Source organism: Acidisoma sibiricum, assembly GCF_057837225.1.
The window spans coordinates 2,489,178-2,511,847 of sequence record NZ_CM174445.1 but is presented as its reverse complement, the minus strand read 5'-3'; the positions used below and the strand labels follow the sequence as shown (position 1 = coordinate 2,511,847).

The window sequence follows — 22,670 nt, the reverse complement described above, 5'->3', positions numbered from 1 at the left end:
CAGGGCCATGGCCCGTCAATCAGATAGCAGCGTGACCCTGATCCTCGGGGGGGCGCGCTCCGGCAAAAGCCGCCACGGCGAAAGCCTGATCGCAGCCCTGCCGCCGCCTTGGGTCTATATCGCGACGGCGGAAGCCTGGGACGATGAGATAAAAGCCCGAATCGCGACCCACCGCGCGCGGCGGGATGCGCGCTGGCAGACGGTGGAAGCGCCGCTGACCTTGCCGCAGGCTCTGCGCGCTGCCGGCGACCGGCCGGTGCTGGTCGATTGCCTGACGCTGTGGCTGACCAATCTCATGCTCGGAGAACACGCGCGCGGCCCCGCGACGGATGATCTGCTGGCCGCCCTGGCCGCACGGGGCGCGCCCACGGCCCTGGTCGCGAACGAAGTGGGCTTGGGCATCGTGCCCGAACACCGGCTGGGGCGGGATTTTCGCGACGAAGCCGGGCTTCTGCATCAGCGCATCGCGGCCCGCGCCGATCAGGTCTTGCTCATGGTGGCCGGGCTGCCGATGGTGGTGAAATGACCGACCAACCTCCTGGCAACCCGGCCGAGGCTCAGCGCTGGGCCGCGAAGATGGCACGCCGCAAGGCGGTGCAGGATGCCGAGGTTGCCAGCAAGACGATCGAGAAGGGACTGCTCATGGTCCATACCGGACCGGGCAAAGGCAAAACCACGGCGGCCATGGGCCTCGCCTTGCGGATGCTGGGCCGCGGCCGTCAGGTCGCCATCGTGCAATTCATCAAAGGCGCCTGGAGCACCGGCGAGCGCTTCGGCCTGGAACGTTTCGGTGACCTGTTGACCTGGCATAGCATGGGCGAAGGCTTCACGTGGGAGACGCAGGACCGCGATCGCGATATCGCCGCCTGCGGCCGCGCCTGGGATGAGGCGCTGGCACAGATGGCGCGGCCCGATCTGTCCCTTCTCGTGCTCGACGAGCTTTGCATCGCCTTGCGCTACGACTATGTGAATCTGGAGACCGTGATTGCAGCCCTGGCCGGCCGGCGCGCCGATCTGCATGTCGTCGTCACCGGCCGCAACGCGCCGCCAGCGCTGCTGGAAGCGGCCGATCTGGTGACCGAGATGCAGGCGACCAAGCATCCGTTCAAAGCTGGCATCAAGGCGCAGGAGGGAATCGAGTTCTAGCATGCGGCATAGCGGTTGCATCTTCGCAGCGGCGGAGCCATGACAGAGAAATCATGACGCACGCGCAATGGCAGGATGTCTGAGGAGATGACCACGCAGCCGGATAGCGATCATCACTGGCTGGATCTGGTCCACGCCCCGGTTTTCGTATTGGATGCACGCGCTGGCCTGGTGCTGCGCAGCAACGCGGCTTTCCGCCGTATCATGCCGGCCGACAGCCCTCAAACGCCGGCACCGGTTGGCGCCGTTCTGGGCGACGGTGCGACGCAGGCTTTGCTCGACTATCTGCGCACCATGCCGCCGGATGGCTCGCGCAACACCTTGTCGCTGATCTGTACCACGGTTCACGGCCCGATGATGCTGATCCTGCATCTGGCCGAAGTGCCTGGTCATGCACGTCGCTGGGTCGTGACGGTGGATGAGCGAACCCTGTTTTTTCAGGGAGAATCTGCCGACAATGTCGGAGACACCTTCCGCGGCATTATTCAGCAATTGCCGATTGGGATCGATCTGTTCGACGCGTCCTGGCGCGCCATTTTCTACAACGCCTATTCCGACAGCCTTTACCTGTACGATCCCTATTACGATCTTGAGCATCACGAATGGTTCGAGCGCGCCTTCCCTGACCCGCAGGACCGCGCGCAGGGCAAAGCCATGTGGGACGCGGCGCAGGCGGCGCTGGACGCCAACCCGGCCGAGCCGCAGCATATCGAGTGGCGTGTCTGCTGCTCGGACGGAGCGTATCGCACCCTTTCCAACATGATGTGCAAGATCGGGACGCATTACGCCTTCATCTATTGGGACATCACCGAACAACGACAGCTGGAGGATCGCCTGCGCCAGCTTGCCAGCACCGATATGCTGACCGGCGTCTATAATCGCCGCCATTTCTTCGCGGCCGCTGCGGCAATCCTGCCGGAGATCACGCCCGCGACCACGTCGCTAGCCCTGCTTCTGGTCGATATCGATCATTTCAAACGGGTGAACGACAATTTCGGCCATCAGGCCGGTGATCAGGCCCTGGTGGCGGTCGCAAACCGCTGCGGCGCGGTGCTGCGGAAACGGGACGTCCTGGCCCGCTTCGGCGGCGAGGAATTCGCCGTTCTTTTACCGGCGACGTCGCTGACGGACGCCCGGCTGATCGCCGAGCAGCTTCTGGAGGCGGTCGCCCGTGCGCCCGTTCCGACCAGCGCCGGCAGCCTGCAGCTCAGCGTGAGCATCGGCCTCGCTGTCTGGGATGAGGAGATGACGACGATCGACCAGCTCATCGAACGGGCCGATGCCGCCCTCTATGCAGCCAAGCGCGCCGGCCGCAGCCGGGTGGTCGCCGATAGCGGCGCGCAACCGCCTGAGGACCTAAAATAGTCATGTCTCCGCCGCGGGGAAACAGGTCATCCCGTATCGTCGGCGACATGATCTCGGCCTATGGTGGGGCCTGGCGACAATGCCGCCACGCTGTCCCGGCTGACCAGGAGTACACCTATGCCCCGACCCGCCAAAGATCTTTTGCCTCTTCTGACCTTGGCGCTGCTGCAATTCTGGCTGGCAACCCCCAGTCACGCCGATCAGGCTTCCGCCCAGGCCTGCGCCCAAAAGCTGCCGCCGGAGGCTGCCACCATCTACCAGGCCACGGCGCCGCAGATCACGCACGCCAGCGATATCATCAGCATTCTGAAACCTACCGTCCGCTCGCTGGTCATGGACGGCAAGGTGACCCAGGCAACCGCGCGGGCCTCGGCCAAGCTTGCCTATCCCTGCCTCAAAGACCTCAAGTAATCAGCACGCCAGATCGGCCTGCGCCTAGCGTTTGTCAGTTTCGGTCAGAAACGCCTATTCAACACCGTCATACCCGCGCAAGCGGGTATCTTCTGGCGGAGTGTCGCCATTTCCGGCGCGGTGTCGCCTGCTACCGCCAAGAGGATGCCCACTTTCGTGGGCATGACGGGGTTAACTGTTTCAATCAAAGTCTGACAGACTCTAGCGGCGCAGGACCGACAGGAAGGTCTCGGTAAAGCGCTGCGGCGTGCCAGCCCAGACGCGTTCCCGCAGGGCCTGCCAGCGCTCCTTGCGCTCCCCCAGTTCCATCGTCAGCGCCTGGTCGATGGCCTCGGCCACCTCGTCCGCGTCATAGGGATTGACGATGAGGGCTTCCTTCAGCTCATCCGCGGCCCCTGCGAAACGGGACAGAATGAGCACGCCGGGATCGGCGCTGGACTGGGACGCGACATATTCCTTGGCGACGAGGTTCATGCCGTCGCGCAAGGGAGTGACCAAGCCGACACGGGCGACACGATAGAAGCCGGCCAGGCTTTTGCGGCTGAGCGCGCGGGTCATATAGCGGATGGGAATCCAGTCGAATTCCGAATAGCGGCCGTTAATGTCGCCGACCAGCCTGTCCAGCGTGCGGCGCAACTGCTGGTAGCGATCAACATCCTCCCGCGAGCGGGCGGCCACCTGCAGCATGGAGACCTTGCCGCGATGCTCATGAAACCGTTCCAGCAGCTGGTCGAAGGCGCGGAAGCGGTTGGGCAGGCCTTTGGAATAGTCGAGCCGGTCGGCGCCGATGACGAGGGCGCGGCTGAACAGGCTTTCGCGAATACGCCGCACTTCGGCGCCGCGCGCCGCGCGCACGGCGGTCGCCGCGAATTCCTCAGCGTCGATGCCGATCGGGGCGGTGACCGTTTTCACGACGCGGCCTTTATAGACCACGCTGCCGTGCTCATCGGCGGTTAGGCCCAGAAAGGCCTTCACGCAGGCGAGGAAGGCGTGGCGATGCTCGTCCGTATGGAAGCCGACGACGTCATAGGCGCAGAGGCCGCGCAGCAGGTCGATGCCGCAGGGCATGGCATCCAGAATTTCGGGCGGCACGAAGGGAATATGCAGAAAGAAGCCGATGCGCTGCTCGGCACCGAGCGCGCGCAGCTTCTCGCCGACCAGGAACAGCTGATAGTCATGCACCCAGACCAGATCGTCATCGTTCAGAAGCGGCTGCAGCGCTTCCGCAAAATAGGTATTGACCTGGCAATACCCTTCGTACTGGTGGCGATGGTAATCGAGATAGTCCAGCCGGTAATGCAGCAGCGGCCACAGCGCTCCGTTCGAGAAGCCGACATAGAAGTCATGATATTCGCGGTCGGTCAGGTCGATCGTCGCATAGGTCACGCCCTGCGCGTCATGCAGGCTGGGCGTGCGGCCGTTATGGCCGCGCTTGCCGCTCCAACCGAACCACAGCGTGCCGGGCTCCAGACCGCTGCCTAAGGCGACCGCCAGGCCGCCGGCGCGCGGCGCCTTTTCAGTCGGGATCTGAACCCGGTTGGAGACGATGACGAGGCGAGACAAAGCGCTTCCTTTCGTATGGAGGGTAAGAGGCCGCCGTTCAGAGCGAATGGCTGCGCGCCGGTTGCCGCTCCACGACATCCGCCATGCGGGCCAGCCAGGCGCGCACCCTGGCAGGCTCCCCGCCGAAGACGCGATGCACATGCAGACCCTGCCCGCCCAGCGCCTCGGCCGCCGCCATGCCTTCCTCGTCCGTGACGTCGTCACCGATAAAAACCGGGACCCGGCCGGCAAAGGGGGCATCCTCCATGAGGTGACTCACGGCATGGCCCTTGCCCACACCCTGCGCCCGGATTTCATAGGCCATCAACGCCGGCAGGATTTCGGCGCGGCCCTGCGCGGGTGCGACCAGATCGGCCAGAAAGCGGCCGATCTCGGCCCCGTGCTCCGGGGCCTGGCGATAGTGGACGACGAAGCCCACGGATTTTTCCTCGATGAAGGCGCCGGGCCAGAGATGCAGCGCCGCTTTGACCTGGCCGATCCAGCTGTCGCGCTCCGGCAGATCGGCCGCATGCGGCGCGATCGTGCCGTCGGGCAGGCGCAGGCGGGCGCCATGCTCGGCCGCGACGGCCATGCCCGGCAGTGGCAGCAGACGGTCGACATCTGAGAGGGGGCGGCCGGTGACGATGGCGACGGCGCCACCCAGGGCCGCCGAGAGGCGGGAAACGACGTCCGGCAGCTCAGGCGCCACCCAGACCAGGTCATGCCGCTCCGCGATATCGAGCAGCGTGCCATCCAGATCGAGAAACAGGGCCGTATCGCGGGTCAGGTCTGGGATCGGGGCAGGCTCTGTCATGCGGATCGCGCTCTCTCAGGCTAAGCGGGACCAGTCAGCGGCCCGCTTTGGACCTAGAGATAGAGTGCTTGCGCGGAAGCGCTAGCCCATGGGCGCGTCAGGCTGCATCCCGAAACGCATCGGGGATGTGCCGCATGCGGCCCATGGCATCGACCAGCCAGGCGTCGAAACGCAGGCCATTCTGTCCCCATTCAGGATGCTGGCCCTGCAGAATGGCGCCGGCCAGAAGCAGCCGCTGCTGCTGCCGCAGCGACAGGGCATAGGCAGCGGTCGCCAGATCCGGGCCGGTTTTGACTTCGACCAGCGTCAGAATGCCGTCGCGTTCGGCGACGATATCGACCTCGCCGGCGGGCGTGCGAACGCGCTGGCCATGAATGACCCAGCCACCCTGACCCAAAGCCTCAAGAACGCGCTTTTCACCATCAAGGCCCTGGCGCTGCGCCCGGGTGCCCTGGGCCTGGCGCCGGCCGGGATCTGCTTTGCGGAACGCCTGAAGATCCTGAACAGACATGGGATTGTTTCCGATACACGCAGGAGTTGTATCGCATGAAGCGAACGGAAAGGGAACAGAAAAATGGACCAGGATCAGCAGACAGCGGTCGCGCGGGGCCTGGGCGCCTCTGCCAAGGCAGTCTAGGCTGGTGGCACAGAACAGGGAAACGCATCATGCCCAATCAGGAATCCGCGCCGGGACGCGGCTTGCATAACCAGCCTTATGGGCAGCTCTCCGATGGCAGGACGGTGACCGAATACCGCCTGCGCAATGCGGCCGGCTTCGAGCTGCGCTTCCTCGACCTCGGCGGCATCGTGACCACGATCATGGCGCCCGATCGGCAGGGGCAGGTCGCGAATGTCAATCTCGACCATGCCGATCTCGCCCTTTATGAGCGCAATCCCGGCTATTTCGGCGCGCTCATCGGCCGCTATGCCAATCGCATCGGTGGTGCGGGCTTTACGCTGGGCGGCAAGCGCTACGATCTTGCTGCCAATAACGGTCCCAATACGCTGCACGGCGGCAATGTCGGTTTCGACAAGGCGATCTGGCAGGTCCGCGCGGCCCAAAGCGGCTCGGCGCTCTCGGCCGTGCTCAGCCATACCAGCCCGGACGGCGACGAAGGCTTCCCCGGCACGATGAAGATCGAGGTCGTCTACAGCCTGCAGGAGGAGAATGAGTTCCGCATCGACTATCAGGCGACCAGCACGGCCGAGACCGTCATCAACCTCACCAACCACGCTTATTTCAATCTCGCCGGCAATGACCAGGGCTCGGTCCTGGACCATATCATCGAGATCAATGCCGAAAACTACACGCCCGTCGATCTGCATGGCATCCCGACCGGCGAGATCGCGCCGGTTGAGGGCACACCGCTGGACTTCCGCACCGCCAAGCCCATCGGCGCCGGCATCCGCATGGCGCATCCGCAGATCCTGCGGCAGAACGGCTATGATCATAACTGGGTCCTGGACAAGCCGGCGCCGCAGGCACTGACGCTGGCCGCCCGCGCCTATGAGCCGCGCAGCGGGCGCATCATGGAAGTGGAAACGACCGAGCCTGGATTGCAGTTCTATACGGCCAACTATCTCGGCGGCGGATCGGCCGGAACCGCCGGCGTCGCCTATCGCCAGTCCGACGCTTTCTGCTTCGAGACGCAGCATTTTCCCGATTCACCCAATCGGCCGGAATTCCCCACGACCGTGCTGCAGCCCGGCCATATTTTCCGTTCCAGCACCATCTATCGCTTCAAGACCGATCGCGACTGACGCGCATCGTCACAGCGTGTTCAGGAATCTCTGCGCCTGATCGGTCATCGCCTGTCGCTTGGCCGGGTCCATACGGCCAAGCGACGCGTAGATCAGGCTCATGCGCTGATTGCCGCTCAAAGTTCTTTCGTTCTCAATCAGAAAATTCCAGTACAGGTAATTGAAGGGACAGGCGTCGTCGCCGACAGCTTCCTTCACCTTGTACTGGCAGTGGCGGCAGTAATCGGACATGCGGTCGATATATTTGCCGCTCGCGGCATAGGGTTTGGACCCGAGATAGCCGCCATCGGCATGCAGCACCATGCCATGCACATTCGGCAGTTCCACCCATTCATAGGCATCGAGATAGACGGCGAGATACCATTCGGCGACCTCTTTCGGTTTTGCGCCGATCAGAAGCGCGAAATTGCCCAGCACCATCAGACGCTGGATGTGATGCGCATGCGCCAGGCGCCGCGTTTGATCCACGCATTGCGCCAGGCAGTTCATCTGTGTCGCGCCGCCCCAGTAGAGGGCGGGCAGCGGCCGCTGCGCATGCAGATAATTGCTCTCGGCATAATCAGGCATCTTCAGCCAGTAGATGCCGCGGACATATTCCCGCCAGCCGAGAATCTGGCGGATGAAGCCTTCGACGGCATTGAGCGGGGCGCGGCCATCGCGGTAGGCGCTTTCGGCGGCGTCACAGATCTCCCGCGGACCCAGCAGACCGGCATTGAGATAGGGCGAGAGCAGGGAATGAAAGAGCCGGTCTTCGCCCTGCCGCATGGCGTCCTGATAATCGCCGAAGTCGGGCAGCGCAAAGCGGATGAAATGGTCCAGCGCCGCCCGCGCATCCGCGCGCGTCACTGCATAGTCGAAGCCCTCCAGACTGCCGAAATTATGTCCGAACCTTTCCGCAACGAGGGCCAGCACCTCCTGAGTGATTGCGTCAGGCGGAACCGTAAAGGCCGGCGGCAGCGGAATCCGGGCCGGTAGCGGCTTGCGGTTATCGGCATCGAAATTCCATTGGCCGCCGACCGGCGTGCCATCCGCCATCAGCAGGCCGGTCTCGCGCCGCATGTCCCGATAGAAGAATTCCATGCGCAGCTGGCGCTTACCCTGTGCCCAGCGGCGAAACCGCGACAGCGCGCAGAAAAAGCGGTCATCCTCGCGGATCTCCACCGGCACGCCACAGGCTGCTTCCCAGTGCTGCATATCGTCGAGCACGCGGAACTCTCCGGGGGCGGTGGTGATGGCGGTGGCGACCGCGTGACGCTGGACGGCGCGCGCCAGTTCGCCACCCAGACTGCCGGTATTCTGCGGATCGTCGAGCCGCACGTAGTCGACCGTGAACCCCTCTGCCCGCAGATCCTCCGCGAAATGCCGCATGGCCGAAAACAGAAACGCGATCTTCTTGGGATGATGCGGCACATAGGCCGCTTCCTGCGCGACCTCGGCCAGCAGCACGATGTCGACCGCCGGATCGGCATCGCGCAGCGATGCGATATCGCGCGATAGCTGATCACCCAAAATGAACCTGATGCTGGATGTCCGACTGTGCTTCATCGTTCCGATATAGAATGAAGGGCCCGCCGGAGCCCAGCGGCGGGAGCCGTATCACGCGTCTAGTCGCGGCCAAGCGCCGGGGTCTGCTCATGATCAGCCTTCGGCGTCGCGGTCTCGGCCGCGGCCATCAGCGCGTCGCGCATGGTGGTGAGATCGCGCGTCAGCCGCTGCACCTCGGGCAGCGTCAATCCGGTCGCTTCAAAGATGCAGGCCGGGATCGCCTGGGCGCGCGCCTCCAGCGCCCGTCCCGCCGCGGTCAGCCGGACCTGCACCTGACGCTCATCGGCCGGATTGCGCTGGCGCTGGACCAGGCCCAGCGCTTCCAGGCGCTTGATCAGCGGTGTCAGCGTATTCGATTCCAGAAACAGCCGCGCGCCGAGCGCACCGACCGTCTGACCGTCCTCGGCCCAGAGCTGCACCAGGACCAGATATTGCGGATAGGTCACACCCATCGCGTCCAGCAGCGGCTTATAGATGCGGTTGAAGGCGTGGCTGGTCGAATAGGCGGCGAAGCAGAGGAATTCGGAGAGGTCCGGCAAGCCGACGGGAATCTCTGGCACGGGTGCATGGGTCATGGAAGCCTCCTGGCCGGCCAATGCCGGCCGATCACAAGACAGAGATAGGTCGCACGCGATCCAATCGCAACGCTTGACAGCCCGCTATCTTCCAGCTAGAAAACTCGCACACGATTTAATCGTGCTCGATTTTAAAAAAAGGAACGAAGTCATGTCCGTGAATGTTCTGTATACGACCGCCGCCCGCGCCAATGGGGGCCGCGATGGCCAGTCCGGCACGCTGGACGGCAATTTCGCCGTGAAGCTCGCGACGCCAAAGGAATTGGGCGGCGCCGGCGGTGACGGTGCCAATCCCGAACAGCTTTTTGCCTCGGGCTATGCCGCCTGCTTCCTCGGCGCGATGAAGTTCGTCGCCTCCCAGGGCGGCCCGGCGAAAGTTCCGGCGGACGCGACCGTGACGGCGACGGTCGGCATCGGCCCGCGCTCGGAAGGCGGTTTTGGGCTTGAAGTGGCACTCGCCGTCGCCCTGCCCGGCGTGGCGCATGACGCCGCCGAAGCGCTGGTCGCGGAAGCGCATAAGGTCTGCCCCTATTCCAACGCCACGCGCGGCAATATCGACGTCAAGCTCAGCGTCGTCTGAGACGCCTGTCGCAGGACAAAAGGCCCGCGGGAGCAATCCCCGGGCCTTTTTTGTGGACCATAGTGCCGCGTCGCTACCGTTTGCGGCGGCCGCCGCGGTCGCGCATCACCGCCCAGCCGATAGTGGCGGCGATGCTGCTGACCACCATGCCCCAGACGATATCCTTCACCGTCAGCGTCAGATCCCAGTTCTTGAGCACCGCATAATTGGTGAGGTCATAGGTGCCGTAGGTAAAGAGGCCGAAGAGGCCAGCATGGACCATGACCCAGACGATGCCGCGCGACCGCCCCGGCCGCATGATGAAAATCATCAGCCCCAGAACATCGAGCAGGTAAAAGGCGATGGCCGGTGCGTAGCGCACCTGGGGCGACAGCATGTCGCCCATCACGGCGCGATAGCTCGGCCCCATCAGGCCGAGCCAGATGACATCCAGCGCCAGGAAGACCAGAAGAGCGACGACATAGGCGAGGAACGCCATAACGACCTCCGAACGGGGCGGAACCGGCCCCGGTAAGACGGGATGGACAGGACGACGCCGGTTCACCCCCGGCGCGAACGCAGCTATGACGCCGACGCTGGCGGCAAGATCATCCGGCAATGAATTGTTCTCAAGGCCTTTCTGGAAAGACGTGCTCATGATCCATCCATCCCGCCGCGTCCTTCTGGGCTGCGCTGCCGCCAGCGCCCTTGCTCTGCGAGTGGAGCTGCGCCCTGCCCGTGCCGCGGCGCCGGCTTCGCTCACCGCGCTGGAAAGCACCTATGGCGGCACGCTGGGCGTGTCGGCTCTCGATACCGGGTCAGGCCAGCGCCTCCTCTATCGGGCCGAGCAGCGCTTCCCGATGTGCAGCACCCACAAGGTCCTCAGCGTGGCGGCGATCCTCACGGCCGTCGATCAGGGCCGTCTCTCTCTCGACCAGCGCATCCCCTATTCCGCCGCGGATCTGCTGTCCTATGCACCCATCACCCGCGCGCATGTCAGCCAGGGAGAGATGACGCTGGGCGCGCTCTGCGCCGCCGCACTGGACTGGAGCGACAATACGGCGGCCAATCTGCTACTGGCCCAGATCGGCGGACCAGCGGGCTGGACGCGCTATGCGCGTTCGATCGGCGATGCGGTCTCACGTCTCGACCGCAATGAGCCGACGCTCAATACCGCGATCCCCGGGGACCCGCGCGACACCACGACGCCGAACGCCATGCTCGCGGACCTCAACCGGATTCTGCTCGGTCAGGTACTGTCCGCGCGATCCCGCCAGCAGCTGACGGACTGGATGCTGGCGAGCAGCATCACCGGCCCGCTGATCAAGGCCGGGGTGCCCAAGGACTGGCGGGTGGCCGACAAGTCGGGCTCGGGCGAGCATGGCACGCGCGCCGATATCGGCCTCATCCTGCGGCCGCGGAAGGCGCCGATCCTGGCGACCATCTACCTGACGGGGTCGCCGCTTGACCTGGCCGGGCAGAACACGGTCGTGGCGGCGGTAGCCCACGTCATTGCCGCACGCTTCGCGGACTGACCGCGCGACCGCTCAGCGCTGCGCCGCCTCCCAGTTCTGCGCCTGATAGAAGGGCGCGTTGGAGGGGGCGAGCATCGGCCGGCCGAGGATGTGGTCGGCCGCCTTCTCGCCGATCATGATGGTCGGCGCATTCAGATTGCCGGTGGTGACCTGCGGCATGATGGAACTGTCCACGATGCGCAGCCCCTCGAAACCGATGACGCGGGTTTCAGGGTCGACCACGGCCATGGGATCTGACGGATCGCCCATCTTGTTGCTGCAGGAGGGATGATAGGCGCTTTCGACTTTGGCCGCGATGAAGGCGTCAATCTGCTCATCGGTGACCACATCCTGGCCCGGCTGCAATTCCCGGCCGCGATAGGGATCAAACGCCTTCTGGCCGAAGATTTCGCGCGTGAGACGTACACAGGCCCGCATCTCAGCCCAGTCATCCGCATGGCTGAGATAATTGAAGAAGACCTTTGGCTTTTCCCGCGCATCGGCGGAGCGCAGACGCACCCAGCCCCGGCTTTTGGACCGCATTGGCCCGACATGGGCCTGCATCCCATGCTCGGTCGCCAGGCTATTGCCGTCATAGGACACGGCCAGGGGCAGGAAATGGTACTGGATATCGGGATAGGGCACGCCGGCCCGGCTGCGGATGAAGCCGCAGGTCTCAAAATGATTGGTCGCACCGAGGCCATCGCGGCGCAGCAGCCAGCGCGCGCCGATCATCCCCTTGGAGATCAGCGATTGCGCCGAGAAGAGCGTGATCGGCTGCGTGACCGCGACCTGGAAATAGAATTCCAGATGATCCTGCAAATTCTCGCCGACGCCGGGCCGGTCGGCCGCGACCGTGATGCCGTGCGCGCGGAGTTCCGCCGCCGGACCGATCCCTGAAAGCTTGAGCAATTGCGGGGAGTTGATCGGGCCGCCTGAGAGGATGACTTCCTTTCGCGCGCGAACCTCAATCTCCTGCCCAGCCGTATGATAGCGGATGCCGACCGCGCGGCGCCCTTCGAGCAGGATCTGGCTGGCGAGCGCGTTCGTGCGCACCTCCAGATTCTTCCGCTTCATGGCGGGTTTCAGATAGGCGTTCGCCGCACTCCAGCGCTGGCCGCGGCGGACCGTCTGGTCCATGCGGCCGAAGCCTTCCTGCTGGTAGCCGTTGACGTCGGCCGTTTCAGGATAGCCCGCCTGTTTGGCGGCTTCCACCCAAGCCCAGTAGAGCGGATTCTTGGTCGGGCCATAGGAAGTATAGAGCGGCCCTTCGCCGCCGCGATAGGCGTCCCCACCCTCCTCCCGATGTTCGGCCCGGCGGAAATAGGGCAGCACATGCCGATAGCCCCAGCCGCGGGCGCCCCCCTGCTCCCAGCCCTCAAAATCCAGGGCATTGCCGCGGATATAGACCATGCCGTTGATGGAAGAGGAGCCGCCCAGCACCTTGCCGCGCGGCGTATGCAGCCGGCGCCCGCCTAAATGCGGCTCGGGCTCGGTCTCATAGAACCAGTTATACTGTTCGCGGTTCATCGGGATGGAGAGGGCCGCCGGCATCTGGATGAAGATGGAGGCATCCGATCCGCCATATTCCAGCACCAGCACGGTGTTCTTGCCGTCTTCGGTCAGCCGGTTGGCGAGCACACAGCCGGCCGACCCGGCGCCGACGATGATATAGTCAAAGCTATCCATCAGTACGGCGCCTCCACCGGGGCCAGCGCCACATAGACGCTTTTGATCTGCGAATAATGGTCGAGGGCCGCGCGGCTATTCTCCCGGCCCAGGCCCGACTGCTTATAGCCGCCGAAGGGCAGCTCGATCGGCGTGATATTATAGGTGTTGATCCAGCAGGTGCCGGCCTGAAGTTCGGCGATGACGCGATGGGCGCGCGTCAGATCCTGCGTGAAGACCCCGGCACCGAGGCCGAATTCGGTGTCATTGGCCCGCGCCACGACCTCCTCCTCCGTATCGAAAGTCAGGATCGTCAGCACCGGGCCGAAGATCTCCTCCCGCACGATTGTCTGATCATCGTTGCTCGCGTCGAAGACCGCAGGGGAGACGAAATTGCCCAAGGCGAGCGGACCGTCCGAGACGCGCTTGCCGCCGCAGAGCAGTTTCGCACCCTCAGCCACGCCGCGTTCGATATAGGACAGAACCTTATGCAGATGGGGTGCTGAGATGAGCGCGCCCATCTGGGTCTCAGGGTCCAGCGGATCGCCGATTTTGATTGTCGCCGTGCGTTCCAGCAGGCGGGCAATGAACCTGTCCTTAATGCTGCGATGGACGAAGACGCGCGTGCCGTTGGAGCAGACTTCGCCGGCCGAATAGAAATTGCCCAGCATGGCGCCCGAAATCGCGGATTCGATATCGGCATCGGCGAAGACGATAATGGGCGATTTGCCGCCGAGTTCGAGCGTCACATGTTTCAGCGTCTCGGCCGCCGCCGCCATCACCTTCTTGCCCGTCGGCACCGAGCCGGTGAGCGATATCTTGGCAATGGCGGGATGGGCGGTGAGAAGGCTGCCGGTGCGGCCGTCACCCGGCAGGACGTTGAAGACGCCGTCCGGCACGCCGGCTTCGGTCATGATCTCAGCCAGCTTGAACGCGGTCAGCGGCGTCAGTTCGGAGGGCTTGAAGATCATGGCATTGCCGCAGGCCAAAGCGGGTGCCGACTTCCAGCAGGCGATCTGAATGGGATAGTTCCAGGCGCCAATGCCGGCGACGATCCCCAGTGGCTCCCGCCGTGTATAGCCCATGGCATGGGGGCCGAGATCGACGCTTTCCCCGGTGATGCCGCCCGCGAGGCCGGCAAAATATTCGATGCAATCGGCGCCCGAAACGACATCGACGACATTCGTCTCCTGGATCGGCTTGCCGGTATCCTGGGTCTCCAGCCTTGCCAGATCATCATTGCGGGCACGCAGCAGGTCCGCCACCCGGCGCAGCACGCGGCCGCGCTCCATCCCCGTCATCCGGGCCCAGATCTTCTGACCCGTCTTTGCAGAGACGATCGCGGCGTCCAGCTCGGCCGCGCCGGCGATCTCGATCTCGGCCAGGACCTCACCCGTTGCGGGATTGCGCGTGACGAAGGTGTCGGCCGCCGGATTGGGGCGATAGGCGCCGCCGATCCAATTGGCGATGCGCGGAATGGGCGCAGACGGTGTGGCAGGCACGTGCGACATGGTCGGTCCTTCAGGGCTCACGGGGAGCTGCGTGTCGATGAAGCCGGCGGCGATGCGGCGGGCCGCTTCGGAATCGGACGGGCTCCAGGCGGCGGCGAGCGTCGTGCGCAGCCAGAGACCGTCGATGATGGCGGCGATGATGATGGCAAGGCGCTCGGCTTCCTCATCGGACGTCATGGAGCGCAGGGCGTGGCGGAGATTGGAGAGCACGCGCAGCTGATAGATGCGCTGCACCCGCTTGAGACGGTCGGAATGGATGGCCTGGCCCCAGAAGGCGAGCCAGACGGCGCTGGTCTGGCTGTCCATCTCCTCCGGCGCCAGATTGGCGTCGATCACCGCCTGCAGTCTTTCGCGCGGGGTGCGCGCGGCCCGCATGCGGGCCGCGGCGGCGCGGCTAAGGCGGGAAGCGAGGCTGCGCAGCGTCGCTTCCAGCAAGCCGTCCTTATCGCCGAAATAATGCGCGACGAGGCCGGCCGAAACACCGGCATGCTTGCCGATGAGGCCCAACGTTGTCGCATTGAAACCAACCTGCGCCATGACGTGAATCGTGGTGTCGATCAGCTGCTTGCGGCGAATATCTTCCGAATCCCGGCGTGACACGCCTCTCTCCGCTTCTGTGGCGGCGAAACGGCCGCCCTGGTTTTGTATGATTGCTTGAACGTGCAATCAAGGTCCGATCGTGAGCCTATCGAAAAAGGTTCGATATTAGGCAATGACTGCCTAATTGCGGTGCAATTTGCCTATATTGTGCAATGCAAAACAAAAAACTCGTCCTTTTCTTGAATAAAAAGGGATGACCGCCAGCGAAGATTGAAAGTATGTTCAACTTATGGCTCCGGGCGGAGCGGCCTAGAGCGCTTGAGACCTTCCAAAACGCGAATAAAGGACGGCAAGATGCGTAAACACCTTCTGCAGGCTGTGGCGGCTTTGGGACTGATCGCGGGAAGCGCGGGACTGGGCAGCGCCGCCCAGGCCGCGGCCGATCCGGCGTCCTGTAAGAACATCGCCTTTTCCAATGTCGGCTGGACCGATATTTCGGCCACGACCGGTACGGCGACCTATATTCTGGATGCGCTGGGCTACAAGACGACGACGACGATCCTGTCGGTGCCAGTCACCTTCGAGGAAATGAAGCAGAAGAAGATCGACGTCTTCCTCGGCAACTGGATGCCGACGATGGCCGACAATATCAAACCCTATGTCGCCAACAAAACAGTCGATGTGCTGGGCGCCAATCTTGAAGGTGCGAAATACACCCTGGCGGTGCCCACCTATCTGTACAATCAGGGACTGAAGTCCTTCCAGGACATTGCCAAGTTCTACAAGGAGCTTGACGGCAAGATCTACGGCATCGAGCCGGGCAATGACGGCAATGCCCTGATCCTGACCATGATCAAGGACAATACCGACGGTATCGGCAAGTTCACGCTTGTGCAGTCCAGCGAACAGGGCATGCTGGCCGAAGTGACCCGCAAGACCAAGGATCACAAGGGCATTGTCTTCCTGGGCTGGGAACCGCATCCCATGAATACGAAGTATGACATGCAGTATCTGTCGGGCGGCGACGCCATCTTCGGGCCGAATTACGGTGGTGCGACCGTCTATACCAATACGACCGGCGGCTATGTTCAGGCCTGCCCGAATACCGGCAAATTCCTGACGCAGCTGAAATTCACGCTGGAGATGGAGAACAAGATCATGGGCTCCATCATGTATGACAAGCAGGACCCCGCGGTGGCCGCCGCCGCCTGGCTGAAGGCCAACCCGGATGCGATGACGCCCTGGCTTGCCGGCGTCACCACCGCCGATGGCAGCCAGCCGGCGGACGCCGTCGTGAAGAAGTCGCTCGGCCTCTGATCGGCTGCGATTTCGTCTGTTGTGATGTCGCCCGCGTGCAAGTCGCGCGGGCGACACGACCGCTCATAATAGCGTGTCTTCCCCTGCTTCCCGACCGCTGAACCCTGGCAATGCGCCCATAAAACTCTGAACCGATCAGGGGTTTTATGCTCTGATGCTGTCAGGACACCCGCGACCTTCTGGAATGGAGTGCCTTCATGCTGAACGGGCTGGCGGATATCGTCTCAGGCCATAAGATCCCGCTCGGCGACTGGATCGCCAATGTCGTCAATTCGATCAGCGGTTCGGACGCGATCGATGCCTTTTCCAACGGCGTGGCGGCCGCCATCAACGGGCTGACCTGGGTTCTGGAAGCCATACCGGCCATCGTGCTGATCCTGCTGATCGGCGCCATCGCCTATGCCATCCAACGCTCCTGGAAGCTCGTCCTTTTCGTTGTTCTGGCGCAGCTTTTCATCCTCAACCAGGGCTACTGGTCGGCGACGATGGAGACGACCTCGCTCATCATCTTCGCGACCCTGATTTCCATGGTCATCGGCGTGCCCATCGGCATTGCCTGCGCGCATCGGCCCTGGCTGTTTACCTTCGTGCGGCCGCTGCTGGATCTGATGCAGACGCTGCCGACCTTCGTCTATCTCATCCCCACCGTCGTGCTGTTCGGCCTGGGCGCCGTGCCCGGCCTGATCTCGACCATCATCTTCGCCATCGCCGCCCCCATCCGCCTGACCCAGCTCGGCATCGCCTCCGTGCCGCCGCCGCTGATCGAAGCGGGCGAGGCCTTCGGCGCCTCCAAAAACCAGCTGCTGTGGAAGGTGGAGCTGCCGCATGCACTGCCGACCATCATGGCGGGCCTCACCCAATGCATCATGCTCAGCCTGTCGATGGTCGTCATCGCGGCGCTGGTCGGGGCCGGTGGCCTAGGCGTGCCGGTGGTCAGCGCGCTGAATACGCTGCGCGTCGATGTCGGCTTCGAATCCGGCCTCTGCATCGTCGTGCTGGCGGTGATCCTGGACCGCGTCTGCCGTCCGCGTGAGAGCGAGGGTTGAGACCATGACCGAGACCCATCCCGTCATCGAATTCGCCAATGTCGATATCCTGTTCGGCAGCCATGGCCGCTCGGGCGGCAAATCGGAAGCCGCGGCCATCCAGCTGATGGATCAGGGCCTCAGCCGCGAGGAGATTCTGGCCAAGACCGGCGTCGTCATGGGCGTGAAGGATGCGACGCTGACCGTGCGCGAAGGCGAGATCTGCGTGCTGATGGGCCTGTCGGGCTCGGGCAAGTCGACGCTGCTGCGTGCCGTCAACGGTCTCAACAAAGTCACCCGCGGCCGCGTGCTGGTGCGTGATAAGGACCGCCAGGTCGATATCGCAAGCTGCGACCGGGCGACGCTGCGCTATATGCGCACGCGTCGCATCGCCATGGTGTTTCAGCAATTCGCCCTGCTGCCCTGGCGCACGGTGCGCGAGAATGTCGGCCTTGGCCTCGAACTCCGCGGCGTGTCGGGCGCTGAACGGCGGCGCATCGTGGACGAGAAGCTGAAGCTCGTCGCCCTCGACAAATGGGCCGATAAATATGCGCGCGAACTCTCAGGCGGCATGCAGCAGCGCGTGGGCCTGGCGCGGGCCTTTGCGACGGACGCCGATATTCTGCTTATGGATGAGCCCTTCTCCGCGCTTGACCCGCTGATCCGCACCAAGCTGCAGGACGAGCTTCTGGCGCTGCAAAAGGAAGTGAAGAAGACAATCATCTTCGTCAGCCATGATCTGGATGAGGCGCTGAAGCTGGGCAACCAGATCGCCATTCTGGAAGGCGGTCGCATCATCCAGGCCGGCGAACCCGAGGATATCGTGCTGCGTCCGGCGAATGATTACGTGCGCGAATTCGTGCAGCACATGAATCCGCTGAACGTGCTGCGCGGCCGCACCTTCATGACGCCGCTGGATGGCCTCGCCGCGCGCGACGGCTGGGCGGTGCTGGATGCCTATCGGCCGGTCCTGCTGCATTCCGGCGGTGCCGTCGCCGGCAGTGCCATCACCGCGGCGGGCGTGCCGGTGCCGATCGTGGCCGTCACCGACGAGGCCGACCTGCCCGCCGCCGGTACCTGTGCGGCGGTCGATTGCGAGGCGACGATGAAGACCGTCATCCAGCTGCGCCAGGCGACCGGCATGCCGGTGCTGATTACCCAGCGGGGCCAGATCGTCGGCATGTGCGGCGAGGACGAGATCCTGCACGCGCTCGCCTCCGAAGGCTGGCAGACGGTGCAAGCGGCGGAATAGGCGCTCGCCTCCCCGCCCTGCCCGCCTATAGTGGCGCCGTGCAGCGGAGTCTCTGACCCATGGCGCTTGTGATCACCGTCGCCCAGCAGAAGGGTGGCGCGGGTAAAACCATGCTCGCCGCCAATCTGGCCGCCGCTATGGCCCTCCATCGGCGCGTCTGCCTGCTGGATATCGACCCGCAGCGCAGCCTGACCCGCTGGCATGAGATTCGCGGCCGCTTCGCAAAACCCTTGGCCGCCATCGGCGTCTCAGACGTCGCCGGCTGGCGGCTGCGGGCCGAACTGGACCGGCTGACCAGGAGCCATGACGCCGTCATCATCGATACGCCGCCGCAGGTCGATACAGAGGCCAAGCTCGCCATCCGCGCCGCCGGGTTGGTGCTGGTACCGCTGCAGCCGAGTCCGCCCGATCTATGGGCGGCGCAAGGCACCGTGCAGCTGGCGCAGGCCGAAGGCCGCAAGCTGCGGCTGGTATTGAACCGGGCCCCGGCGTCATCGCGCCTGCGCACGCAGGTGGAGCGGGAAGCGGCAGCAGCCGGGTACGAATGGCTGGACAGTACCCTCGGCAACCGCGCGGGCTTCGCGAATGCCTTTGCCCAGGGGCTGGGTGTGGTCGAGGCGGCACCGAAATCGGTCGCCGCCCAGGAAATCATGGCGCTGCTGCGCGAAATCGAAGGAGTGGTGGCGTGACCTATCTTGTCTGGCTGATAACCGCGGTCCATCTGCTCTGCGTCGTGCTGTGGGTGGGCGGCATGGCCTTCCTGCTGCTGACGCTGCGCGGGAGCCTGGGCGCCATCGACCCGACGGCGCGGCTGGTGCTGCAGGGGGCAGTGTTCCGGCGCTTTTTCCGCACGATATGGCAGGTGATGCCGATGGCCATCGTCAGCGGCCTGCTGCTGGTGATCCTCGTCTACAGTCACCAGAAGATGCCCTGGGAGGTGATGGTGATGCAGACCGGCGGCGTGCTGATGGCAGCCCTCTTCATCGGCACCGTTCTGGTCCCGAACAAGCGGTTCCAGGCGAAGCTCGCCGCCGGGACGGCGACCGCCGCGGATGCCGCCCCTGTCCGTCGGCTGATCTGGCTGAGCCTTGGCATCGGCGCGGTCGTCCTGGTTTGCGTCGCGAACCTCTGACCATGTGGCGCGCGAGCCTGCCGATGTATGCGCTGCCAGAGATGGCGGCGGCCAACGACGCGCTGTGGGTGGCCTTGCGCGCCGCGGCCGACATCGAAGAACCGCAGGCGCTGTCGCCCAGCCCGCTCGCCTTGCCCGGCGCCATCGCGGCCGACACCGTCTTCAGCCAGATGTGCGGCTATCCGCTGAAGACGATCTATCAGGGCCAGTACCGCCTGCTGGGCACGCCGCTGTATGATCTGCCGGGCTGCCGGCTGCAGCCCGATGGCATGCCGACGCATTGTTCCTGTCTCATCACCCGCGCGGATTCCCCTGCTGTCGTCCTGGAGCATCTGCGCGGCAGCCGCTTCGTCATGAATGGCGCGGATTCCAATTCCGGCATGAACCTGGCCCGCCGGCTGGTCGCACCCTGGGCGCGCGCGGGGCGGTTCTTTGGCGCGGTCATGGTCAGCGGCAGCCATCTGCGCAGTATGGAGATGATGGCGGAAGGACTGGCCGATGCCGCGACCATCGATTGCGTGACCTATGGCTTCGTGACGCGCTATCGGCCGGAGCTGACGGACAAGCTGCGCGTGGTCTGCGAGACGCCGCCGAGCCCCGCCATTCCCTTCATCGCGGCAGCCGCAATACCTTCGGCAATCGCGGCCCGGCTGACGCGGGCGCTGATTGACCCGACGCCCGCCTTGGCGGCGGCGCTGCGGGGCCTTGCCATACGCCATGTCGCGCCGCCGCGACCTGAGGCCTATGACGCGGTTCTGGCCTATGAGGCGGACGCGGCGGCGATGGGCTATCCGACGCTCGCCTGAGCGGGTTTGACAGGCCGGCCGGCCGCCGTAATCTGATCGGTATCGAAAGCAATGGCGCGAGAACGCCCCAGCAAAAGTGTGCGCGAGGATGGCAGCATACGACGCGGTTTATCTATCGGGTGATTCGTTTCCGCAGGACGAACATATAGAGGATGCGATCAGGAGCCGGCTGTCGCGCAACTTTGCGCATTGGATCAATCAGCAGGAGATCCACCGGATTTGCGAAAGCCATCATTTCGATGGTGCGATGGACGCACGTCAGGTCGCGCTCCGTAGGGTGAAGACCACACTGGACGCCACCCGTCCCTGGGTGCTGTTCGGCCGCTCATCCGGCTGCCGCGTCGCCACATTGTTTGCCGCCGAAGCTGCCGCCCTGGCTGTCGTCTGCCTGGGCTACCCGTTTCGTCACCCCGATGGGCCCGAGGAACCGCAGCGCTTCCAGCATCTGGCGACGATGACGACGCCAACCCTGATCGTCCAGGGCCTTCACGATGCCTATGGCGGCAGCAGCTTTCCGCTGCACTACGGGCTATCCCGCACGGTCGAAGTGCAGTTTGTGGACTGCGCGCATGACTTCCGTATCACGGCGCCGATGTGGGACGCCGTCGCGCAGAAGATCGCCGCTTTCCTCACCAAAGCCGCGGCGGCCGGGAGGCGCTAACGACGATATGGGTTTGGCCGCGATAGGTTGAGATCGTGCCAGCCAGTATGATATCTAGTCAGCATGACCAGTTTTAGCCAATCAAACGGCCCGTCACGTCCCTGGCTGTTGCAGGATGCCAAGGCGCGTTTCAGTGAACTGGTGCGCCGGGCGCGCAGCGAGGGCGCTCAGCATGTCACCGTGCATGGCCGGGAGGCCGTCGTTGTCGTATCCGCTGAGGAATATCGGCGATTGAAAGGCGAGCGGATGGGCACCGCCCTGCTAGACGCCATGCAGGCAGCACCTGGACCAGACCTTGATTTCGACCCGCCTGCCACGCCTATGCCGGTGCGTGACGTCACGCTGTGACCGGCTGGCTGCTCGATACCAATATTCTGTCAGAGCTGCGGCGACCGAAGCCCGACGGAAAGGTCGTGCGCTTCATTGCCAGCCAACCCCTCGACAGGCTCTTCATCAGCATCGTGACCTTGGCGGAAATCCGCTTCGGTATCGAAAAGGTGGATGACCCGACGCGCCGTGCTGCGCTTACCGACTGGCTGACGCATCAGGTCCGGCCCATGTTCGATAGTCGCGTGCTGCCCGTGAGCGAGGCCGTGATGCTGCGGTGGCGGCTGCTTGTGGACGATGGGCGCCGCGTGAACCACACCTTCTCGCAGCCTGACCTCATCATCGCGGCGACCGCGCTCGACCATGGCCTGACGCTGGTCACGCGGGGCTCTGGCGATTTTGCCAGAACCCCGGTCGCCGTATTCAATCCCTGGGTCGATGCACTGCCGCAGTCTTCTTAGACTGGGCCCGGCCAGTTCCAGGGATTGAGCAGAGCCACGCCCGTTGCCGCAAAATCATCGACGTTGCGCGTCACCACTGTCATGCCATGGACAAGGCCGGTCGCTGCGATCAGACGATCGCGCTCAGACCGGCGGTCCGGCACATGCAAACGCGCGCTGCGCAGCGCCACCGCCGTATCGATGGGCAGCATCCGGCCGGCAAAGGCCGGCAGGACATGGTCATCCAGCCAAAGCCGGAGAATGGCGCCCTGCGCTTTGTCCCGCCTTTCAACGCGGAGCGCGCCCAGCTCAAGCTCCTGCACGGACATGACTGAAAGATAGAGGCTGGCAGACGGCACGCTACTGGCCCAGGCGACAACCTGAGCGTCAGCCTTTCCCGCCCGCGCCTTACGCAGTTCCGATACGACGTTGGTGTCGAGCAGGAACATTCAGGCGAAGTCGGCCGGTTTAACCTCAAGATCAAGCCGATCCGGCTCGAAACTGATCTCGGCGACGCCATCGGGGGCACCGAGACGATCGATGATGCTGCCCGCCTCACCTGTCAGACGGAGGTACGCCTCCATGCTCAGCAGGACGTGCGCGGGCTTGCCGCGATCGGTGATGAAGACAGGGCCTTCGGCCGCCGCCTTTTTGGCGCGGCTGGTGTCCTGGTTAAATTCGCGGCTTGAGAGCGTAGTGAAGGCCATGGTGGCACCTGCAAACGACCCGATATGTAGAAACATATCTACATAACTAGCC

At 64.2% G+C, this 22,670-nt stretch carries 26 protein-coding genes; 16 read left to right on the top strand and 10 right to left on the bottom strand.

Translation table 11 applies throughout. The annotated features are described in order from the left end of the window. The first annotated feature begins 7 nt into the window (after positions 1-7). The 4 genes from cobU (at position 8) to AC3G7M_RS11895 (ending at position 2,922) form a co-directional block, all read left to right on the top strand. The gene (gene cobU, locus AC3G7M_RS11910) at positions 8-526 is read left to right on the top strand and encodes a bifunctional adenosylcobinamide kinase/adenosylcobinamide-phosphate guanylyltransferase (RefSeq protein ID WP_489212206.1); all 519 of its coding nucleotides are present in this window, start codon (positions 8-10) and stop codon (positions 524-526) included. Further along, entirely contained in the window at positions 523-1,146 is a 624-nt protein-coding gene (gene cobO / locus AC3G7M_RS11905; RefSeq protein WP_489212204.1) for a cob(I)yrinic acid a,c-diamide adenosyltransferase, read from the top strand. The genes cobU and cobO overlap by 4 nt, the downstream gene beginning before the upstream one ends. An 87-nt stretch (positions 1,147-1,233) precedes the next feature. Then, a complete protein-coding gene (locus tag AC3G7M_RS11900; protein ID WP_489212203.1) occupies positions 1,234-2,511 on the top strand; it encodes a sensor domain-containing diguanylate cyclase in 1,278 nt (425 codons plus the stop codon). A 117-nt stretch (positions 2,512-2,628) separates the two neighbouring features. Further along, complete coding sequence (locus AC3G7M_RS11895) at positions 2,629-2,922, top strand: hypothetical protein (protein WP_489212202.1); 294 nt, start codon at positions 2,629-2,631, stop codon at positions 2,920-2,922. Between the two features lie 201 nt (positions 2,923-3,123). Here the strand turns inward: AC3G7M_RS11895 and AC3G7M_RS11890 are convergent, their stop codons facing one another. From AC3G7M_RS11890 to AC3G7M_RS11880, 3 genes are all read right to left on the bottom strand, one after another. Next, entirely contained in the window at positions 3,124-4,485 is a 1,362-nt protein-coding gene (locus AC3G7M_RS11890) for an alpha,alpha-trehalose-phosphate synthase (UDP-forming) (RefSeq protein WP_489212200.1), read from the bottom strand. A gap of 37 nt (positions 4,486-4,522) precedes the next feature. Continuing rightward, positions 4,523-5,278: a trehalose-phosphatase gene (gene otsB / locus AC3G7M_RS11885; protein ID WP_489212199.1), complete on the bottom strand. Its 756-nt coding sequence runs from the start codon at positions 5,276-5,278 to the stop codon at positions 4,523-4,525. A 97-nt stretch (positions 5,279-5,375) separates the two neighbouring features. After that, positions 5,376-5,789, bottom strand: a complete 414-nt coding sequence (locus AC3G7M_RS11880; RefSeq protein ID WP_489212198.1) for a YraN family protein — start codon at positions 5,787-5,789, stop codon at positions 5,376-5,378. Positions 5,790-5,944: 155 nt separating this feature from the next. Between AC3G7M_RS11880 and AC3G7M_RS11875 the strand changes: the two genes are divergently transcribed. Beyond that, a complete protein-coding gene (locus tag AC3G7M_RS11875; RefSeq protein ID WP_489212196.1) occupies positions 5,945-7,039 on the top strand; it encodes an aldose epimerase family protein in 1,095 nt (364 codons plus the stop codon). A gap of 9 nt (positions 7,040-7,048) precedes the next feature. Here the strand turns inward: AC3G7M_RS11875 and AC3G7M_RS11870 are convergent, their stop codons facing one another. Beyond that, complete coding sequence (locus AC3G7M_RS11870; protein ID WP_489212194.1) at positions 7,049-8,548, bottom strand: cryptochrome/photolyase family protein; 1,500 nt, start codon at positions 8,546-8,548, stop codon at positions 7,049-7,051. 95 nt (positions 8,549-8,643) lie between these two features. After that, positions 8,644-9,159: a MarR family winged helix-turn-helix transcriptional regulator gene (locus tag AC3G7M_RS11865; RefSeq protein WP_489212193.1), complete on the bottom strand. Its 516-nt coding sequence runs from the start codon at positions 9,157-9,159 to the stop codon at positions 8,644-8,646. Between the two features lie 151 nt (positions 9,160-9,310). On the opposite strand from AC3G7M_RS11865, the gene AC3G7M_RS11860 reads away from it, so the two are divergent. Next, a complete protein-coding gene (locus AC3G7M_RS11860; RefSeq protein ID WP_489212191.1) occupies positions 9,311-9,739 on the top strand; it encodes an organic hydroperoxide resistance protein in 429 nt (142 codons plus the stop codon). Positions 9,740-9,812: 73 nt separating this feature from the next. Here AC3G7M_RS11860 and AC3G7M_RS11855 read toward each other — a convergent pair whose 3' ends face one another. After that, on the bottom strand, positions 9,813-10,217 hold the full coding sequence (locus tag AC3G7M_RS11855) for a DUF2177 family protein (RefSeq protein WP_489212189.1): 405 nt from the start codon (positions 10,215-10,217) through the stop codon (positions 9,813-9,815). 157 nt (positions 10,218-10,374) lie between these two features. Here AC3G7M_RS11855 and bla point away from each other — a divergent pair, with 157 nt between their 5' ends. Then, positions 10,375-11,253, top strand: a complete 879-nt coding sequence (bla, locus tag AC3G7M_RS11850) for a class A beta-lactamase (protein ID WP_489212187.1) — start codon at positions 10,375-10,377, stop codon at positions 11,251-11,253. 12 nt (positions 11,254-11,265) lie between these two features. Here the strand turns inward: bla and betA are convergent, their stop codons facing one another. Beyond that, complete coding sequence (gene betA, locus AC3G7M_RS11845) at positions 11,266-12,921, bottom strand: choline dehydrogenase (protein ID WP_489212185.1); 1,656 nt, start codon at positions 12,919-12,921, stop codon at positions 11,266-11,268. Beyond that, positions 12,921-15,011 carry a betaine-aldehyde dehydrogenase gene (gene betB / locus AC3G7M_RS11840; protein WP_489212183.1) on the bottom strand — a complete coding sequence of 697 codons (2,091 nt, stop codon included), beginning with the start codon at positions 15,009-15,011 and terminating at the stop codon, positions 12,921-12,923. The genes betA and betB overlap by 1 nt, the downstream gene beginning before the upstream one ends. Before the next feature lie 294 nt (positions 15,012-15,305). On the opposite strand from betB, the gene choX reads away from it, so the two are divergent. From choX to AC3G7M_RS11795, 9 genes are all read left to right on the top strand, one after another. Then, entirely contained in the window at positions 15,306-16,268 is a 963-nt protein-coding gene (gene choX, locus AC3G7M_RS11835; RefSeq protein WP_489212181.1) for a choline ABC transporter substrate-binding protein, read from the top strand. Between the two features lie 197 nt (positions 16,269-16,465). Next, positions 16,466-17,314: a choline ABC transporter permease subunit gene (gene choW, locus AC3G7M_RS11830; protein WP_489212180.1), complete on the top strand. Its 849-nt coding sequence runs from the start codon at positions 16,466-16,468 to the stop codon at positions 17,312-17,314. A 4-nt stretch (positions 17,315-17,318) separates the two neighbouring features. Beyond that, on the top strand, positions 17,319-18,545 hold the full coding sequence (choV, locus tag AC3G7M_RS11825; protein WP_489212178.1) for a choline ABC transporter ATP-binding protein: 1,227 nt from the start codon (positions 17,319-17,321) through the stop codon (positions 18,543-18,545). A 59-nt stretch (positions 18,546-18,604) separates the two neighbouring features. Then, complete coding sequence (parA, locus tag AC3G7M_RS11820; RefSeq protein ID WP_489212176.1) at positions 18,605-19,234, top strand: ParA family partition ATPase; 630 nt, start codon at positions 18,605-18,607, stop codon at positions 19,232-19,234. Then, the gene (locus AC3G7M_RS11815; RefSeq protein ID WP_489212174.1) at positions 19,231-19,677 is read left to right on the top strand and encodes a hypothetical protein; all 447 of its coding nucleotides are present in this window, start codon (positions 19,231-19,233) and stop codon (positions 19,675-19,677) included. Before parA ends, AC3G7M_RS11815 begins: the two co-directional genes overlap by 4 nt. A gap of 23 nt (positions 19,678-19,700) precedes the next feature. After that, entirely contained in the window at positions 19,701-20,483 is a 783-nt protein-coding gene (locus tag AC3G7M_RS11810; RefSeq protein ID WP_489212172.1) for a phosphate/phosphite/phosphonate ABC transporter substrate-binding protein, read from the top strand. Positions 20,484-20,571: 88 nt separating this feature from the next. Beyond that, a complete protein-coding gene (locus tag AC3G7M_RS11805) occupies positions 20,572-21,144 on the top strand; it encodes an alpha/beta family hydrolase (RefSeq protein WP_489212170.1) in 573 nt (190 codons plus the stop codon). Between the two features lie 63 nt (positions 21,145-21,207). Further along, positions 21,208-21,492, top strand: coding sequence for a type II toxin-antitoxin system Phd/YefM family antitoxin (locus AC3G7M_RS11800; RefSeq protein ID WP_489212169.1), 285 nt, complete (start codon positions 21,208-21,210; stop codon positions 21,490-21,492). Then, entirely contained in the window at positions 21,489-21,932 is a 444-nt protein-coding gene (locus tag AC3G7M_RS11795) for a type II toxin-antitoxin system VapC family toxin (RefSeq protein WP_489212167.1), read from the top strand. The genes AC3G7M_RS11800 and AC3G7M_RS11795 overlap by 4 nt, the downstream gene beginning before the upstream one ends. Here the strand turns inward: AC3G7M_RS11795 and AC3G7M_RS11790 are convergent. Together AC3G7M_RS11790 and AC3G7M_RS11785 are read right to left on the bottom strand one after the other, a co-directional pair. Continuing rightward, positions 21,929-22,360, bottom strand: a complete 432-nt coding sequence (locus AC3G7M_RS11790) for a type II toxin-antitoxin system VapC family toxin (RefSeq protein WP_489212165.1) — start codon at positions 22,358-22,360, stop codon at positions 21,929-21,931. The genes AC3G7M_RS11795 and AC3G7M_RS11790 overlap by 4 nt on opposite strands. Continuing rightward, complete coding sequence (locus AC3G7M_RS11785) at positions 22,361-22,618, bottom strand: type II toxin-antitoxin system Phd/YefM family antitoxin (protein ID WP_489212163.1); 258 nt, start codon at positions 22,616-22,618, stop codon at positions 22,361-22,363. Between the last annotated feature and the right edge of the window lie 52 nt (positions 22,619-22,670).

Coding starts and splice junctions, on each gene's coding strand:
- cobU (WP_489212206.1), top strand. CDS start 8: ATGGCCCGTCAATCAGATAGCAGCGTGACCCTGATCCTCGGGGGGGCG.
- cobO (WP_489212204.1), top strand. CDS start 523: ATGACCGACCAACCTCCTGGCAACCCGGCCGAGGCTCAGCGCTGGGCC.
- AC3G7M_RS11900 (WP_489212203.1), top strand. CDS start 1,234: ATGACCACGCAGCCGGATAGCGATCATCACTGGCTGGATCTGGTCCAC.
- AC3G7M_RS11895 (WP_489212202.1), top strand. CDS start 2,629: ATGCCCCGACCCGCCAAAGATCTTTTGCCTCTTCTGACCTTGGCGCTG.
- otsB (WP_489212199.1), bottom strand. CDS start 5,278: ATGACAGAGCCTGCCCCGATCCCAGACCTGACCCGCGATACGGCCCTG.
- AC3G7M_RS11880 (WP_489212198.1), bottom strand. CDS start 5,789: ATGTCTGTTCAGGATCTTCAGGCGTTCCGCAAAGCAGATCCCGGCCGG.
- AC3G7M_RS11875 (WP_489212196.1), top strand. CDS start 5,945: ATGCCCAATCAGGAATCCGCGCCGGGACGCGGCTTGCATAACCAGCCT.
- AC3G7M_RS11865 (WP_489212193.1), bottom strand. CDS start 9,159: ATGACCCATGCACCCGTGCCAGAGATTCCCGTCGGCTTGCCGGACCTC.
- AC3G7M_RS11860 (WP_489212191.1), top strand. CDS start 9,311: ATGTCCGTGAATGTTCTGTATACGACCGCCGCCCGCGCCAATGGGGGC.
- AC3G7M_RS11855 (WP_489212189.1), bottom strand. CDS start 10,217: ATGGCGTTCCTCGCCTATGTCGTCGCTCTTCTGGTCTTCCTGGCGCTG.
- bla (WP_489212187.1), top strand. CDS start 10,375: ATGATCCATCCATCCCGCCGCGTCCTTCTGGGCTGCGCTGCCGCCAGC.
- betA (WP_489212185.1), bottom strand. CDS start 12,921: ATGGATAGCTTTGACTATATCATCGTCGGCGCCGGGTCGGCCGGCTGT.
- choX (WP_489212181.1), top strand. CDS start 15,306: ATGCGTAAACACCTTCTGCAGGCTGTGGCGGCTTTGGGACTGATCGCG.
- choW (WP_489212180.1), top strand. CDS start 16,466: ATGCTGAACGGGCTGGCGGATATCGTCTCAGGCCATAAGATCCCGCTC.
- choV (WP_489212178.1), top strand. CDS start 17,319: ATGACCGAGACCCATCCCGTCATCGAATTCGCCAATGTCGATATCCTG.
- parA (WP_489212176.1), top strand. CDS start 18,605: ATGGCGCTTGTGATCACCGTCGCCCAGCAGAAGGGTGGCGCGGGTAAA.
- AC3G7M_RS11810 (WP_489212172.1), top strand. CDS start 19,701: ATGTATGCGCTGCCAGAGATGGCGGCGGCCAACGACGCGCTGTGGGTG.
- AC3G7M_RS11805 (WP_489212170.1), top strand. CDS start 20,572: ATGGCAGCATACGACGCGGTTTATCTATCGGGTGATTCGTTTCCGCAG.
- AC3G7M_RS11800 (WP_489212169.1), top strand. CDS start 21,208: ATGACCAGTTTTAGCCAATCAAACGGCCCGTCACGTCCCTGGCTGTTG.
- AC3G7M_RS11790 (WP_489212165.1), bottom strand. CDS start 22,360: ATGTTCCTGCTCGACACCAACGTCGTATCGGAACTGCGTAAGGCGCGG.
- AC3G7M_RS11785 (WP_489212163.1), bottom strand. CDS start 22,618: ATGGCCTTCACTACGCTCTCAAGCCGCGAATTTAACCAGGACACCAGC.